General features: G+C 64.5%; 12 protein-coding genes. 9 read left to right on the top strand and 3 right to left on the bottom strand.

Annotated features, from left to right (window positions below):
- Window positions 1-92: 92 nt before the first annotated feature.
- The 9 genes from murQ to ACFOJ9_RS08465 all read left to right on the top strand — a co-directional run bounded on the left by murQ (window position 93) and on the right by ACFOJ9_RS08465 (window position 11,695).
- Window positions 93-1,016: an N-acetylmuramic acid 6-phosphate etherase gene (gene murQ / locus ACFOJ9_RS08505; RefSeq protein WP_378978463.1), complete on the top strand. Its 924-nt coding sequence runs from the start codon at window positions 93-95 to the stop codon at window positions 1,014-1,016.
- Between the two features lie 123 nt (window positions 1,017-1,139).
- On the top strand, window positions 1,140-2,663 hold the full coding sequence (locus ACFOJ9_RS08500) for an ABC transporter substrate-binding protein (RefSeq protein WP_378978462.1): 1,524 nt from the start codon (window positions 1,140-1,142) through the stop codon (window positions 2,661-2,663).
- A 34-nt stretch (window positions 2,664-2,697) separates the two neighbouring features.
- A complete protein-coding gene (locus ACFOJ9_RS08495) occupies window positions 2,698-3,657 on the top strand; it encodes an ABC transporter permease (RefSeq protein WP_378978461.1) in 960 nt (319 codons plus the stop codon).
- Window positions 3,657-4,496, top strand: a complete 840-nt coding sequence (locus ACFOJ9_RS08490) for an ABC transporter permease (protein WP_378978460.1) — start codon at window positions 3,657-3,659, stop codon at window positions 4,494-4,496. Before ACFOJ9_RS08495 ends, ACFOJ9_RS08490 begins: the two co-directional genes overlap by 1 nt.
- Window positions 4,493-6,241: an ABC transporter ATP-binding protein gene (locus tag ACFOJ9_RS08485; RefSeq protein ID WP_378978459.1), complete on the top strand. Its 1,749-nt coding sequence runs from the start codon at window positions 4,493-4,495 to the stop codon at window positions 6,239-6,241. Before ACFOJ9_RS08490 ends, ACFOJ9_RS08485 begins: the two co-directional genes overlap by 4 nt.
- 202 nt (window positions 6,242-6,443) lie before the next feature.
- Complete coding sequence (locus tag ACFOJ9_RS08480; protein WP_378978458.1) at window positions 6,444-7,445, top strand: serine hydrolase domain-containing protein; 1,002 nt, start codon at window positions 6,444-6,446, stop codon at window positions 7,443-7,445.
- A complete protein-coding gene (locus tag ACFOJ9_RS08475) occupies window positions 7,445-8,560 on the top strand; it encodes an anhydro-N-acetylmuramic acid kinase (RefSeq protein WP_378978457.1) in 1,116 nt (371 codons plus the stop codon). Before ACFOJ9_RS08480 ends, ACFOJ9_RS08475 begins: the two co-directional genes overlap by 1 nt.
- A 237-nt stretch (window positions 8,561-8,797) precedes the next feature.
- Window positions 8,798-9,892: a phosphate ABC transporter substrate-binding protein PstS gene (gene pstS / locus ACFOJ9_RS08470; RefSeq protein WP_378978456.1), complete on the top strand. Its 1,095-nt coding sequence runs from the start codon at window positions 8,798-8,800 to the stop codon at window positions 9,890-9,892.
- A gap of 78 nt (window positions 9,893-9,970) precedes the next feature.
- Window positions 9,971-11,695 carry a Na/Pi cotransporter family protein gene (locus ACFOJ9_RS08465; protein WP_378978455.1) on the top strand — a complete coding sequence of 575 codons (1,725 nt, stop codon included), beginning with the start codon at window positions 9,971-9,973 and terminating at the stop codon, window positions 11,693-11,695.
- 84 nt (window positions 11,696-11,779) lie between these two features.
- Here the strand turns inward: ACFOJ9_RS08465 and ACFOJ9_RS08460 are convergent, their stop codons facing one another.
- The 3 genes from ACFOJ9_RS08460 to ACFOJ9_RS08450 all read right to left on the bottom strand — a co-directional run bounded on the left by ACFOJ9_RS08460 (window position 11,780) and on the right by ACFOJ9_RS08450 (window position 15,639).
- Window positions 11,780-12,208 (bottom strand): GNAT family N-acetyltransferase, encoded by a 429-nt coding sequence (locus ACFOJ9_RS08460; protein ID WP_378978454.1) that lies wholly within the window; start codon window positions 12,206-12,208, stop codon window positions 11,780-11,782.
- 66 nt (window positions 12,209-12,274) lie between these two features.
- Window positions 12,275-13,666, bottom strand: a complete 1,392-nt coding sequence (locus ACFOJ9_RS08455; protein ID WP_378978453.1) for a sigma-54-dependent transcriptional regulator — start codon at window positions 13,664-13,666, stop codon at window positions 12,275-12,277.
- On the bottom strand, window positions 13,663-15,639 hold the full coding sequence (locus ACFOJ9_RS08450; RefSeq protein WP_378978452.1) for a sensor histidine kinase: 1,977 nt from the start codon (window positions 15,637-15,639) through the stop codon (window positions 13,663-13,665). Before ACFOJ9_RS08450 ends, ACFOJ9_RS08455 begins: the two co-directional genes overlap by 4 nt.
- Window positions 15,640-15,763: the final 124 nt, after the last annotated feature.

Raw genomic sequence — 15,763 nt, 5'->3', positions numbered from 1 at the left:
TAGCGACGACGGACCCTTGGTCCGTTTGTGCTGGTGCCGGTCGGCGAGCCCCGCTCTTCCGGCTGTGCCGCATGGTCTTTGAAAGCAAGCGAATGACCGAACAAGGGTTGATGTCCGAGCTGGACCGGCTGGTTTCCGAGGGCCGTAATCCGAGGACGATGGACATCGACCTGCTGCCGACCATCGACGTGCTGCGCAAGATCAACGATGAGGACACGGCCGTGCCGGCGGCCGTCGAAAAGGTCGTGCCGGACATCGCAGCCGCAGTGGATCGGATCGTGCTTGCCTTCCAGAAAGGCGCGCGTCTGATCTACATGGGCGCCGGCACCAGCGGCCGACTTGGGGTTCTCGATGCCTCGGAGTGTCCGCCCACCTTCGGTGTGCCCGAAGGCATGGTGGTCGGTCTGATCGCTGGTGGCCCCGACGCCCTGGTGCGGTCGACGGAAGGCGCCGAGGACGATCCGAAAATGGGCGCCAAGGCGTTGCAGGAGATCGGGCTGACCGCCAACGACGTTGTGGTCGGCATCGCGGTCAGCGGCCGCACGCCCTATGTCATCGGCGGGCTGAACTATGCGAAGCAGGTGGGCGCAACGACGGTTGCCCTGTCCTGCAACCCGGCGTCGACCATTGCCGGCATCGCCGACATTGCCATCTCGCCGGTGGTCGGCCCGGAAGTGCTCACCGGCTCGACCCGGCTGAAATCGGGAACCGCGCAGAAGCTGGTGCTTAACATGCTGACCACCGCCTCGATGATCCGCATCGGCAAGAGCTATGAGAATCTGATGGTCGACCTTAACCCGTCCAACAAGAAGCTCGTCGCCAGGGCGATCAGGATCGTCATGCAGACGACCGGCTGCGCCGCGCAACAGGCCAAGCAGGCGCTTGCCCAGACCGGCAATGATGTGAAGCTGGCGATCCTGGTGACGATCACCGGACTCGGCGTCGAGGAGGCGCGAGCGGCTCTCGGCAAGGCCGGAGGCTTCCTGCGAAAGGCAATCAGCGACACGACGGCATGAAGCCACATGAGACAAGACGGCGTGAAGCCGCATAGACTGGGCCGATACTCCAAACCATGTGTGTCTTGGAAGCGGTCGGCAGAAACTGCAAGGCATCAAGTCAAATCACAATGGGAGATGAAAATGGCAAGGCACCTCACAAGAACACTGTTGTCCGGTATCACGCTGGCCGCGATGCTCGGCTTGGCTGCGGTTTCGACCCAGGCGAATGCGGCGACGCTGCATATGGCCTGGTCGCAGGACGCCACCGGGCTTGATCCGCACAAGCAGACGGCTTTTTCGTCGCTGCGGCTGCTGGAGCTGATCTATGAGCCGCTGGTGCGGGTCGACGCCAGTCTGCAGATCATCCCCGCCATTGCCACCTCCTGGGAGTTCTCCAAGGACGGCAAGGAACTGACCTTCAAGCTCGATCCCAAGGCGAAATTCCAGGACGGCACCGCCGTGACCTCGGCCGACGTCAAGGCATCGTTCGAGCGCATCCTCGACGAGAAGACCGGGGCTGCCGCTCGCGCCAACTTCCTGTCGATCGCCAGCATCGACACGCCGGATGCGGCGACCGTCGTGTTTCATCTGTCGCAGCCGGATGCGCCGATCCTGACGGCGATGAGCGACGTCAACGCGGCCATCGTTCCGGCAAGCGAAATCAAGGCCGGCTCGATCGGCACCAAGGCGGTTGGCTCCGGTCCCTTCAAGCTCGACAAATGGGACCCCAACGCCAAGGAAGTGCTGAGCGCCAACAAGGATTGGGCCGGCGGTGCTACCGGCGTCGACGGCATCGAGATCAGCGTGCTTCCGGATGAAGCCGCGATCCTTGCCGCCATGCGCACCAAGCAGATCGATTTCGCGCTGCTCAACGACCCGCTGGTCGCCACGCTGGTGCCGAAGGAGGCCAGCCTGCAGCTGAACCGCGTACCGGTGCTCTCCTATCACGTGCTGCAGCTCAATCCGTCGCGCAAGCCGATGACCGAGCTCAAGGTGCGCCAGGCCATCTCCTGCGCCATCGACCGGCAGGAGGTGCTGGACACCGCTTCGCTCGGCGAAGGCAAGGTCACCGGACCGCTGACCATCCCGGCGCTCGCGACCGATCCGAGCCAGCTATTCTGCTACAAGCGCGACGTCGAGAAGGCCAAGAAGCTGATGGCAGAAGCCGGCTTTGCCGACGGCTTTTCCGCGACCGTGATCGGTGCCACCGGCGAACCGCCGACGGCGGCGGCGGAGGCCCAGGTCATCCAGTCGCAACTGGCCGAAATCGGTGTCAAGCTCGACATCAAGATGATGGAGCTCAACGTCTATGTCGACGCCTGGCTGAAGGGCGATTTCGACATGGCGATCGCACTCAATGGCGGCCGCGCCGACCCCTACACAATGTACAACCGTTACTGGACCAAGGCGGGCAATCTGCAGAAGGTGGCAAACTACATCGACGACACGCTCGACAGCCAGATGCAGAAGGGCCGCGCCGAGACCGACCCGGCGGCGCGCAAGGCGATCTTCGCCGAATTCGAGAAGCATCTCGCCGAGGTATCGCCGTGGATCTGGCTCTACACCTCCTACAGCTACACGGCTCAGCAGAAGAACATTGCCGGGTTCGTGCCGACGCCGACGGGCACGCTGTTCAGCCTGAGCAAGGTTACCATCCAGCAGTAGCTGCCGCAGGCATTGGACGGGAGGACTTCTTCGCGTGAACTATCTGATGCGACGACTGGCGACGTTTCCTCTCGTCCTGCTTGGCGTGTCCATCCTGGTCTTCGTTGCGATCCGGATGGTGCCGGGCGATTCGATCACGGCCATGCTGGGCACCGAAGCCGGCCTGCTGACGCCGGCACAACGTGACTCGCTCGCCGCTTATTTCGGCATCGACCAACCCTGGTTCATCCAGTACTGGCGCTGGATCGGCGGCATCCTGCACGGCAATCTCGGCATCTCCGTCACCTATGGCCGGGCGGTGCTCGATGTCATCCTCGAGCGCTTCCCGCTGACGCTCGAACTGGCCGTCCTGTCAATGATCATCGCGCTCGCGGTCGGCATGCCGGCCGGGATCTTTGCCGCCACCCACAATGAAAAACTGTCCGATCTGGGCGTGCGCATCGTCGCCATGATCGGCCAGTCGACGCCGAGCTTCGTGCTTGGCCTGCTGATCATCTACACGCTGTCGGCCGGCTTCGGCGTGCTGCCGGCGATGGGCGAATTCGCGCCGCTCTGGCAGGATCCCTTGCGCAATCTCAGCCAGATGGTCCTGCCCGCGATCACGCTCGGCTTTGCCTTCGCCGCTTCCGTCACCCGCATCTCGCGCTCGGCCATGCTCGACGTGTTGAGCGACGACTATGTCCGCACCGCGCGCAGCAAGGGCGCGTCGGCGCGCAGCGTCATCTGGCGGCACGCTCTGCCGAATGCGCTGATCCCGGTCGTCACCTTGAGCGGCATCGAATTCGGCTATCTGCTGGGCGGTGCCGTCATCGTCGAACAGATTTACGCGCTGCCGGGACTTGGCCGCATGGTGCTGGATGCGATCCAGCAACGCGACTACGCGCTGGTGCAGGGCAGTGTGCTGTTCATCGCCTTCAACTTCATGATCGTCAATCTCCTGGTCGACCTCGCCTATGTCGCGCTCGATCCGCGCATCCGGCTGGGGGAACCCTGATGCGCATCCTGCGCGCAATCTTCAGCCACGGCAGCGGCCGCATCGGCGGCGTCATCGTCGGCATCTATCTGCTGGTCGCCGTCCTCGGCATGCTGGGGCTGACGCCACACAACCCCATCACGCAATACCGGGTCGACCGGCTGCATGCGCCCAATGGCGCCTACTGGATGGGCACCGATTTGTTCGGCCGCGACGTGGCGAGCCGGCTGATGGCGGGCATCGGCCAGTCGTTCACGGTTGCTTTCTTCTCCGTTGCCTTCGCGACCCTTGCCGGCACCGTGCTCGGGCTGGCCGCAGCCTGGTTCGGACGCCGCTGGGACGGTGTCGTGATGCGGATCATGGATGTGCTGCTGGCCTTCCCAGCCATCCTTCTGGCATTGCTCATCGTCACCGTTGCCGGGCCTGGCACCTGGACCAGCATCGTTGCCATCGGCATCGTCTACACGCCGATCTTCACTCGCGTGGTGCGCGGCCCTGCTCTGTCGCTCAAGGCGCGTGAATTCGTCGACGCCGCCCGCACCTTCGGCAGCAGTTCGTTCTACATCGTGACCCGGCATCTGCTGCTCAATCTGGTGGCACCGCTGACCGTCCAGGTGACGCTGGCGCTGGCGTGGTCGCTTTTGACCGAAGCCGGTCTTAGCTTCCTTGGCCTCGGCACGCAGCCGCCGGCGGCCTCGCTCGGCCTGATGCTGAGCGACAGCCGCAATTTGATGGAGACGGCGCCCTGGCTGATGATCTTCCCGGGTCTGGCGATCATGATCAGCATCCTCGGCTTCAACCTGCTTGGCGACGCCTTGCGCGACATCCTCGACCCGAAGATGCGCAGGGCGCCGGCATGACCCCGCTGTTGTCCGTCTCGGACCTGCGCGTCGGCTTCGGCCGCAATCCACAGGCCAATGAGGTGGTGCGCGGCGTCAGCTTCGACCTGGCCGACGGCGAGACGCTGGCCATCGTCGGCGAAAGCGGCTCGGGCAAGTCCGTCACCGCTTTGTCGATCAACCGGCTCATCGATTTTGGCGGCGGGCGCATCACCGGCGGCGCCATCAAGCTGAAACGCGCCGACGGCAGCCTCTTCGACCTGATGACCGCGACTGAGCCGCAACTGACCGGCATTCGCGGCGCCGAGATCGGCATGATCTTCCAGGAGCCGATGACCTCGCTCAATCCGGTGCTGACCATTGGCACGCAGATCGAGGAATCGTTTCGCCTGCACCGTGGCCTGACCGGAAGGCAAGCCACGGCGGCGGCCAAGGATGCGCTCGATCGCGTGCGCATTCCCGATGCCGCGCGGCGGCTGAAATACACGCCCAACCAGCTGTCCGGCGGCATGCTGCAGCGGGTGATGATCGCCATCGCGCTGGCCTGCAATCCGCGCCTGCTCATCGCCGACGAGCCGACGACGGCGCTCGACGTCACGGTGCAGGCGCAGATCATGGCGCTGCTGGCCGAGCTGAAGCGGGAAACCGGCATGTCGATGATCTTCATCACGCATGACATCGGCCTGGTTGCCGGCATCGCCGACAAGGTGATGGTGATGCAGAACGGACAGGCCGTGGAGCAAGGCGAGCTGAACCAGATCCTCGACAATGCGCAGCACCCCTACACGCAGCATCTGCTGCAGGACGTGCCGCATTTCACCAACGGCAGCACGACACGCGAAGACGGTCGGCGCGACAAGGATGCAAGCACGGAACCGGCCTTGAGGGTCGACGGCCTCGTGGTTCGGTTTCCCCTGAAAAGCAGTTTCTTCAGCCGCGCCACCGGCGCGGTGCATGCCGTCGACGGCGTCGATTTCGACCTGATGCCCGGCGAGACGCTGGCCATCGTCGGCGAGAGCGGTTCGGGCAAATCGACCACCGCGCGCGCCGTGCTGGGACTGGTGCGGTCGACGCGCGGCAGCTTCTCGGTCGGCGCCCGAAAGGCTTCGACCGAGCAGAGCGCCCTGCCCGTGCAGATGGTGTTCCAGAACCCCTATGCCTCGCTCAACCCGAGGCTCAGCATCGAGAGCATCCTGGCCGAACCTGTGATCGCCACTGGTGGTCGGGTGGATGCCGGAACGCGGGCCAGGATGGCGAGCCTGCTGGAACGCGTCGGCCTGCCGAAAAACAGTCTGGAGCGCTACCCCCATGAATTCTCGGGCGGCCAGCGGCAAAGGCTGTGCATTGCCCGCGCGCTGATGCTCAACCCTTCGGTGGTCGTTCTCGATGAGGCGGTGTCAGCGCTGGACGTCTCGGTGCAGGCCAAGGTGCTGGAACTGCTGGTCGACCTGCAGCGCGAGTTTGGGCTCGCCTACCTATTTATCTCGCATGACATGGCGGTCGTCGAGCGGATCGCTCACCGCATCGCCGTCATCTATGCCGGCCAGATCGTCGAGATCGGCGATGCGACCTCGGTGCTGTCGAAGCCGAAGCATTCCTATACGAAGAAGCTCATAGCCGCCGTTCCGACCATCGACCGTCGTCACGAGCATTTCGAGATCGACACGCGGCAGGTTCCCTCGCTGGTGCGCCCGCAAGGGTTCGAGCCGGCGGCGGCGCGGTGGGAGCAGTTTGGGCGGGATCATATGGCGAGGGCGGAAGCGTGAGCGCAGCAGCACCCCCCTCTGGCCTGCCGGCCATCTCCCCCTCAAGGGGGGAGATTGGATGTCACCTTGGCTTTCGCCAACTTCCAGCGTCGAAGAATAAGACGCGGGGCGTGAAGCTGCCAATCTCCCCCCTAGAGGGGGAGATGCCCGGCAGGGCAGAGGGGGGCGCGAAGGATCGCCAACTTTCGAGCGGAGGCCGGCATTGAGCGACCTCGCCCAGCTCTTCGACCATGCCTTCCAACCGCTCGCCACGGCAGTTTCCACAAAACGCATTCCCGGCGGCGTGCTCGGCATTGTCGACCGTAACGGCGACCGCATCGTCAGGTCGATCGGCTCGGCCCAACTCGTGCCGAAGCCGCGCCCCATGCAGGACAACACCTGGTTCGACCTGGCATCCCTAACCAAGGTCATCTTCACGACGCCGCGCATCCTGGCGCTGGCGGAAGACGGCGCCATCGATCTCGATGCGCCGCTGGTCTCTGCCCTGCCGGACCTTCGCCAGTATGATGCCGAGGCCTGGGAACGGAAGGTGACGTTCCGCCAATGTCTCGGCCACCAGACGCCTTTTCCGGCCGTCGAGCCGATCTACACTTACGGGCGCGATCCCGAACTGCTGCGCGCCTTCATCCTGCAGCGCGAATGGCAGGCCCGCGACCCGGTCTACTCCGACATCAACTTCATCCTGCTCGGCTTCGCGCTCGAGCGGCTCTCGGGAAAGACCATCCGCGACATGGAGCCCGGTCCGGGCTTTGCCTGGTCCACGGAGCCCAATGTCGCCGCTGCGACAGAGGACTGCACCTGGCGGCACCGCGTGCTGTCCGGCGAGGTCCACGACGACAATTGCTCGGCGCTGCAAGGTGCGGGGCATGCCGGTCTGTTCGGAACGGCCGCTTCCGTCCTCGATTTTGCGCAAGGGCTGCTGACCGGCGCCTCTGGACGCTCGATTGCGCTGATGCGCACGCCCTTGTCCGCCACCCGCACCCATGGCTGGGAGCGTCCCTATGAGGGCTGGTCCGGCGGGACGCTGTGCAGCCCGGGAACCATTGGCCACACCGGCTTTACCGGCACCGGACTGTGGATCGACTTCGACAGAGGCAAGGCCTGGGCCTTGCTCACCAACCGGATCCATCCGACACGTCATTTCGACAGCGGAATCGTTCAGCTTCGGCAAGCGGTCGGTGATCTCATGAATGGAGCGCAATAATGGAACCAATCTGGGCCGTCGGCCTGATGACCGGCACCGTGCTTGACGGCAACATCGACGTCGCGCTGATCAAGACCGATGGCGAACGGATCGACGATTTCGGCACCTATCGGCTGATGCCCTATCCCCCGTCGATCCGCACCCTGCTGGAAGAGACGCTGACGGAGGCACGGGCCTGGAATTTTGTCGGGCCGGAGCCGGCGATTTTTCGCACCGCGGAGGAAGCCCTGACGCGTGCCCAGTCGGCGGCGGTCAGGGAATTGGTCGAAGCCTATGGGATGACTATAGCCGATATCGGCGTCGTCGGTTTTCACGGCCAGACCGTGCTGCATCGTGCACCGCAAGTCGGACGTCTCGGCCAGACCCGGCAGCTCGGCGACGGCGAGCTGATGCATGCCCTCTTGGGCACCAAGGTCGCCTACGATTTCCGCTCGGCCGACATGCGCGCCGGCGGGCAAGGCGCGCCATTGGCTGCTGCCTATCACACCGCGCTGATGCGCAGCGCCGGCGCCAGCGGCGAGGTGGCCGTGCTCAATCTCGGTGGCGTCGCCAACATCACCTGGTGGGACGGCGCCGACAATGTCATTGCCTTCGACACCGGCCCCGCCAACGCGCCGCTGAACGATTTCATCAAGTCGAAGGGGCTTGGCGAAATGGACCGCGACGGCGCGCTTGGCCGAGCGGGAACGGTCGACGAGGCCCGGCTCGCCAAGCTGTTGCAGCACCCCTATCTGACCAAGCCCTATCCCAAATCGCTGGACCGTTTCGACTTCGGTGCCGCGATGGCGGACGGCCTGAGCGCCGAGGACGGTGCGGCCCTGTTGACCGCCTTCACCGCCGGCGCCGTCGGCAAGGCCCTCGACCTTCTGCCACACCGGCCTAGAAAATTGGTGGTCAGCGGCGGCGGCCGCCACAACCCGACAATGATGGCGATGCTGGCAACCCGTGCCGGTGTCGAAGTGGTGCAGGCCGAGAGCCTCGGCTGGAGCGGCGACGCGGTCGAGGCGGAGTGTTTTGCCTTCCTCGCGGTGCGCGTGCTGCGCGGCCTGCCGATCAGCTTTCCGAGCACGACCGGCGCGCCGCAACCGATGCGCGGCGGAAAGCTCGCCGGATAAAAACAAGAGCCGGATTCGGCTTTGAAGCGATCCGGCCTTTTATCCGGATTTTTGCAGCTGGAAGCTTTCTCGGTACAGCCGAAAAGCTTTTCCCGGCACGACCTCTGTCATCCAATCGTTAAGAAAAATTAATACAAGACAAGAGCGATCTTGTTTTTGGCCAGCGCCTCATTTCATCGGCGTCTGACTGTTGATGTGCGCCCATAATGGCGTGGCGGTACAATCAGGATTCTATTTATGTTTTCAATGATTTTGGCGTCATTGCGCGGTGCAAGGCCGACGGTCTCGGGATTGGCGGCTACGCTCGCCTTTGCCATCATCGGGGCCATGATCGGGTCCGCTGCGCAGGCCGAGCCTATTCGCGGCGCCGGATCGACCCTGGCCGCGCCGATCATCGGCAAGTGGGCAACAGCCTACAAGGATGCGCGCGCCGACGGCGGCGACTTCTTCACGCTGGACTGGACCGTCGACTATGAGCCGGTCGGCTCCCTTGCCGGCCTCATGCGGCTTGCGCAGCCCGAGCTGGATTTCGCCGCCACGGATGTTCCTGTGCCGCCAAGCGATCTCGCCAGGAACGGCCAGCGGCAATTTCCGATCGTCATGGGCGGCATAGCGGTGGTCACCAATCTCGATGGCCTGCCTGAACAAGGCCTGCGCCTCTCCGGCGCGGTGATCGCCGACATCTATCTCGGCAAGATCAAGTCCTGGTCCGATCCCGCGATCCAGGCGCTCAACCCCGACATAGCCCTTCCCGATCTCGCCATCGGCGTCATCCATCGGCAGGACGGTTCGGGCTCGACCTACGTCTTCACCGAGTTTCTGTCGTCGACAAGCGAAGAATGGAAGACGAAGCTCGGGACCGACACGCTGATCGACTGGCCGCTCGGGACAGGTGCTGAAGGCACGCAGGCGCTTCTTCGTGCCGTTGCAGCCACCAAAGGGGCGATCGCCTATGCCGAATACGGCCAGGTGCTTCGCGCCGGCCTCCCCTTCGCGGCGGTCCAGAACAAATCCGGCCGTTTCGTCAAACCGGACCCGCAGGGCGTGCAAGCAGCGGCCACCTCCGTCGCCTGGGAGGAAACGACCGACTTCTTCGCCTCCCTCACCAATCGCAGCGGAGATGGTGCGTACCCGATCAGCACGGCGGTGTTCGCCGTCGTCCAGGTCTCGGGCCGTACGGAACATCGCTATCGCCGCGTGCATGATCTTTTCCGGCTCGCCTTCGCACAAGGCGCCGGCGACGCCACCGCACTCGGCTATGTGCCGCTGCCGAAAGCACTCGTTGACCAGATCGAACAGTATTGGGCAAGGCAATTGCCGGTCGGAAACTGAACCCGAGCGAAAGCTGCCTTGTGCAGCAACTGAACTCATACCGCGTCGTCGTGGCGACTTGTTGGGGGACTGCCTGAAATGGACATAGATATCTTCAAGGACATCCTCGTGCCGGTGATCGGCGGCTTGGGCATCTTCATGCTCGGTCTGGATTTCATGGCAAACGGCATCCAGGCGCTGTCGGTCAACCGGATGCGCGACTTTCTCGCCAAGGCAGCCGGAACGCCGATCAAGGGCGTTCTGGCGGGAACGCTGATCACAGGCGTCATCCAGTCGTCGACGGCGATGAGCGTCATGGTCGTCGGCCTGGTCAATGCCGGTGTCATCGCCCTGCGGCCGGCGATCAGCGTGATCATGGGCGCCAACGTCGGCACCACGCTCGGCAACGGGCTGATCGCCCTGCCGCTCGGTCCGCTCGGATTGATCCTGGCCGGCGTGTTTTCGCTGGTCTACTGCTTCGCCAAAAGCGAAAAGGTGAAGAACATAGCGCTCGCCTGCATGGGTTTCGCGCTGATCTTCTACGGCCTCAATCTGATGACCGGCGGCCTGCGCCCGCTTCGCAACCTGCCCGAAGTCATGGCGCTGCTGCAGACCCTCACCGCCGACTCCTACCTCAACCTGCTCAAATGTGTGTTCATCGCCGCCGGCGTGACCGCGATGATCCACTCGTCCTCGGCGACGATCGGCATTGTCATGGGCCTTGGCGCAGCGGGCATTCTCGACTGGACGACCGCCGTCGCCTTCTCGCTCGGCGCCGATCTCGGCACCACGATCACGTCGTGGATGGCTTCGCTCAATCTTTCGAAGAATGCCAAGCGGACCGCCTATGCGCACATCTCGTTCAACATCATCGGCGTGTGCATCACCATCCCGCTGTTCTTCGTCTCCATCCAGGTGCTGGAATGGGCCATGCAGTTCTTCGGCGGCGATCCGGCCATTCCGGTGATCGTCGACGGCAAGGAAACCTTCCCTCTGGTGCCGATCGCGGTCGGCCTCTACTCGACCTTCTTCAACGTCTTCAACACAGTGCTGCTGTTCCCGTTCATCGGCGTGTTCGAGCGGGTTCTGTCGCGTGTCGGCCGCACGGATGCTGAAGACGCGGAGGATTACTCGACACCAAAATTCCTCGACCGCAAACTGGCCAGCGATTTTGCCCAGGCCGTTCCCGCCGTGCAGCAGGAGACGGCTCGTCACCTGCAGGCCGGGGCCATGTTCCTCGACATCGCACGCTCTTCCAAGAAGGCGCCGTCGGATCCGGGCGAACACTATCTCGCCACCGACATCCTCAGCCGCGACATCCGTTCCTACACGGCCGCGCTGATGAAGGAGGACTTGCCTTACGAACAGCTCGATCTGATCGCCAGCCTGATCGAGGAAGCCGATTTCACGGCCGCCCTGACGGAATCGATGCACCAGGTGGCGCGCCGCGTCAGGCGCGAGAAGTTCAGCAACCCGGCGCAAGCGATCGTCGACGTCGCGCTGAACAAGCTCGATACCTCGCTGCGTGAGATCTTGCCGACTTATGGCATCTCCCACCCGCAGATGCCGGCCGGCCATGTCGATCTGCCGGAGGTCGAGGAACTGCGTGCCCGCACGCTGGCACTCGGACCGAATGCCGGTGCCGCCGAACGCGGCACGATCCTGGCCCTGCTCGGGTCGATCGAGCGTGCGGAAATCCTGATCCATCGCATCGATGCCGAGCGCAGATCCGTCAACCGCCAAAGCGTGCTCGCCCGCGCATCGGCACGCAAGGAAACCAGATCAAGCCCGATGGGAGACCCAGGCCTGGTTCCGGCCGAGTAACGGGTCGCCGGATCTTGAACCTTCGGTTTGGCAGGGATCAGGTCAAACACGAGGACAACTCCATCCCGATTCAATCGGGATGGATCAGGCGTCAACCAGCGCCTTGCGCAGGAAGATGCGGCTGCGGCCGACAGGGAAATCGGCAAGCGTTCCAAAGGGCTGATAACCCTGGCGCTGATAGACCTTGGCGGCGTTCGGGTTGAAGGTGTCGATCCAGGCATTTTGACAGCCCCGCGCCACCGCTTCCTTTTCGGCCGCCTCGAGCATCTTGCCGGCCGTATGCCGGCCGCGCAGCCGTTCATCGACCCACAGCCACTGCACGTAGAGCCAGCCCCAGGCCGTGTATCCCGAAATGCCGGCGACGACCGCGCCGTCCTCGTCGCGCACGAACACGGCAAGCGCCTTCCTTTCGGAAGCGCCGACATCGCCGTCGTTGAACGCCGCCAGGCGTTCGCTGAGAAAGGTGAGTTCTTCAGGACGGGGATTGGCCGTCGTTTCAAGTGTCGTCTTCATGGCTCTTTCCGACATGCGCTGCTGGATGAATTCAGCGTTACGAAGGTCAGCACGCTTGCGCAACGTCTATATCTGGCCCCGAAATGGTTGCGTATCCGGGTCGCCACCATTGCGGAATTCGGACGCGGCAATGCCGTAGCGCTTGAGCTTGTCGTAGAAGGTCTTGCGCGGTACGCCGAGCGCGTCGATGGCGCCGCGCACATCGCCGCCATGCTCGCGCAATGCGTCGCGGATCAGTTGCGCCTCGTAGTGGCCGACCCGTTCGGGCAGCGTTGCCGCAGGCTCCGGCGAGTGCGCGGAGACCGCCCTCACCTCATCCTCCGGACCGAGGCCGAGCGCGACACGGTCGGCAAAATGGGCAAGCTCGCGCACATTGCCTGGCCAGGCATGCGACTGGAGGTGGTCGCTGACCGCCGCGTTCACCTTGGCGACAGGCCGGCCGAACCGTTCCGCCGCCTTGCCGAGGAAATGTCCGAACAGCATCGGGATGTCGCCGCGCCGCTCGCGCAGCGGCGGGATGCGCAGCGTCACCACGTTGAGGCGGAAATAGAGATCCTCGCGAAAATCGCCGCGCTGATCCTGCCGGCCGAGATCCACCTTGGTCGCCGCGACGACCCTGAGGTCGACGCGGCGGGTCTCGTTCGAGCCAAGCGGCGTGACGCTGCGCGTTTCGAGCACGCGCAGCAACTTGACCTGGAGGGCCGGCGGCATGGATTCGATCTCGTCGAGGAACAGCGTGCCGCCGCTGGAATGCTCGATGCGACCGATGCGTCGCCGCTGCGCGCCGGTGAACGCGCCCGCCTCGTGGCCGAACAGTTCGCTTTCGATGACGGTCTCCGGCAGCGCGCCGCAGTTCAGCGCCACGAAGGGTTTTGCGCGCCGCCGCCCCCATCTGTGCAGGAGGTCCGCCACCACTTCCTTACCGGTTCCCGTCTCCCCCTCGACCAGCACGTCGACATCCATGTCGGCGATCTGGCGCAAGGTCTCGCGCAGACGCCGTATGGCGAGCGCCTCGCCGATCAGCGGCAGTCCGTCGGCGGCCTGCGCCGCGGCTTCGCGCAACCGTCGGTTCTCCATCACCAGCCGCCGTTTCTCCGATGCCCGTTTCAGCGCCTCGACAAGGCGATCGCCGGCATAGGGTTTCGGGATGAAATCGTAGACGCCGTCCTTGAGCGCCGCCACCGCGAGATCGACATCGCCATGCCCGGTGACCAGGATCACCGGTATGTCGGAGTCGATCGCCTTGATGCGATCGAACAGTTGCAGCCCGTTCATGCCCGGCATGCGGATGTCGCTGACCACTACGCCCTCGAAATTCCTGTCGACGACGGCAAGTGCTGCCTCGGCGGCGTCGAGCGCGACCACCGTGAAGCCGGCAAGTTCGAGCAATTGCGTGGTGGCGTGCAGCAGGTCCGCATCATCGTCGACGAGCGCGACCAGCCCTGATCCGTCTGTCATTCTATTCGCCTCAAGTCGATGGTGAAGGAGGCGCCGCCGGTGCGGCCGGGGGCGCTGGCGCTGCTGGGATCGAGCCGCAGCGTGCCGCCCAATTCCTGGGCGATCTCCTGCGAGATCACCAGCCCGAGACCGAGCCCCTTCTCCTTGGTGGTCTGGAACGGCATGAACAGATTGCCGGCCGCTTCGGGTCCGAGACCGGGACCGTTGTCGCGCACCGAAATCAGCACCCGGTCGTCGCGCTCGGCAAGCTCGATCTCGATGCGGGGATCGGGTTGGTCCTTCATCGCGTCCAGCGCATTCTGCAGCAAATTGACCAGGATCTGCTCCAGCCGGATGCGGCTGGCCATGACCACTGGCGAGGCGTTGCCGCGCGGCTTGACGATGGTCACGCCAGAGTCGCGGATGCGGCCCGACAGCAGCGACAGCGCGCCGTCGATCGCCTCGCGCACCGGCAGCGGCGAAGCGGCGACGCCCGGCCGGCGGGCGAAGGTGCGCAAGGTGCTGGTGATCGCGCCGATGCGTTCGGTCATCGAAACAATCGACGTCAGATTGCCGCTGGCCGGTTCGGTCTTGCCGCCGTCGAGAAAGCGGCCGGCATTCTCGGCATAGGTGCGGATCGCGGCGACCGGCTGGTTGATTTCATGCGCCACGCCGGCGGCGATCTGGCCGAGAATGGAAAGCCGGTTGGCCTGGGCGAGATCGTCGCGCAGCCGTCGGACCTTGGCTTCGGCATTCTCGCGCTCGGCGATTTCGCCTGCGAGTGCGGTGTTGGAGCGCGTCAGTTCGGCCGTTCGCGTGCTGACCCGGCTCTCCAGTTCGGCATTCATCCGCGCCAGCGCTTCCTGCCTCAGCTTGCGCGTTCGCCGGCGCCGGGTGAGCACGAAGCCAATCAAGCCCAAAAGCAGCAGACCTAGCAGCGTGGTCAGGCGCGCCGTGTTGGCGGCCGACGAAAGAGCAGCGTCGGCGGGCGTCAGCAGCCAGAGACGCCAGCCAGGGACCGCACCGGGCAGATCCTGCACCACTTCGACGAACTGGCGCGGCTTGCCGGCGCTGTCGATCGTCGCCAGGCCGTCGCCGGCGCCGCGCCGTATCGGCAGGGGTTCGAAACCGGCATCGGCCAGCTGAAGCTGGTCCTGGGCGGCGGCGGCATCTTCGGCGGAGAGTGGCGCGAGGGCATGAAACCGCCAGTCGGCCTGGCTGGTGGCCAGCACTACGCCGCGTTCGTCGGTGACGAAAACAAGAAAGCCGCTGGAACGCCAATTGGCTTCGACGCCGTCGAGTTCGACTTTCAACACCGCAACGCCAAGCGGCTTGCCGCCATCGTCGACCCGGCTGGCCAGGTAAAGGCCGGGTCTGCCGCTGATCGTGCCGAGGCCATATTGGCTGGCGGCACCCTTCGCCATGGCCTCCTGGAAATAGTGGCGAAAATTATAGTCGATGCCGACAAAGCTGGCCGGTTCGCCGGCATTGCTGGCTGCTATGGCGATGCCGGCCATGTCGATGACATAGATGGCGGAGGCCGAGGCATCGCCGGCAATCGCCTTGAGCTTGTCGTTCAGGGCCGCCTCTTGCATCTTTCCGGCCCGGCGCAGGGCGCCGCGCACCGCATCGTCGCGCGCCAGCACCAAGGGAACCAGGCGTTGCTTTTCGATTTCGCCGGTCAGGGTTCCCGCCGCCAGCGGCAGAGCGGCAAGCGCTGTGTCGCGCAGATTGTCGGCCGCCTGGCCGGAGGCGATGCGCCCGGCGATGGCGATCGCGCCGGCCAGGAAGGCAAGGGCGACGAGCACGAGAAGCCAGCGGCCATCGCGCAGCCGGGCCACAGCCTCGCGCAGCAACTCACGCCCGGCAAACCCTTGGGATTCGCTATCTGTGCCTGCCTGCGGCGTCTGCCTCTCCCTTTTTGCTCGCGGCTTTTCGGCCAGTGTAATGCGAAAATCCGCCCAGGCAAACGCTGCCTGTGCGGAAATCCGCACAGGCATTGCCCGCATGGCCTCGAACAATGGCCGAAATGCCGGGATTCCGGCCTTTCCGCGAACTGGCACAGCGCTTGCAAAAGTCCTTGCAGCGGCGTGCGACCGGAGCGCCGCGATGGGAGAA

The organism is Mesorhizobium cantuariense, from assembly GCF_042647205.1.
Lineage (GTDB): Bacteria > Pseudomonadota > Alphaproteobacteria > Rhizobiales > Rhizobiaceae > Mesorhizobium > Mesorhizobium cantuariense.
Note: the sequence above shows the minus strand (reverse complement) of the source record. Positions and strands in the feature narration are given on the sequence as shown.

Excerpts from the sequence above, each read along its gene's own strand:
- ACFOJ9_RS08465 (WP_378978455.1), top strand. The coding sequence starts at position 9,971 with ATGGACATAGATATCTTCAAGGACATCCTCGTGCCGGTGATCGGCGGC.
- ACFOJ9_RS08475 (WP_378978457.1), top strand. The coding sequence starts at position 7,445 with ATGGAACCAATCTGGGCCGTCGGCCTGATGACCGGCACCGTGCTTGAC.
- ACFOJ9_RS08500 (WP_378978462.1), top strand. The coding sequence starts at position 1,140 with ATGGCAAGGCACCTCACAAGAACACTGTTGTCCGGTATCACGCTGGCC.
- ACFOJ9_RS08455 (WP_378978453.1), bottom strand. The coding sequence starts at position 13,666 with ATGACAGACGGATCAGGGCTGGTCGCGCTCGTCGACGATGATGCGGAC.
- pstS (WP_378978456.1), top strand. The coding sequence starts at position 8,798 with ATGTTTTCAATGATTTTGGCGTCATTGCGCGGTGCAAGGCCGACGGTC.
- ACFOJ9_RS08490 (WP_378978460.1), top strand. The coding sequence starts at position 3,657 with ATGCGCATCCTGCGCGCAATCTTCAGCCACGGCAGCGGCCGCATCGGC.
- ACFOJ9_RS08460 (WP_378978454.1), bottom strand. The coding sequence starts at position 12,208 with ATGAAGACGACACTTGAAACGACGGCCAATCCCCGTCCTGAAGAACTC.
- murQ (WP_378978463.1), top strand. The coding sequence starts at position 93 with ATGACCGAACAAGGGTTGATGTCCGAGCTGGACCGGCTGGTTTCCGAG.
- ACFOJ9_RS08485 (WP_378978459.1), top strand. The coding sequence starts at position 4,493 with ATGACCCCGCTGTTGTCCGTCTCGGACCTGCGCGTCGGCTTCGGCCGC.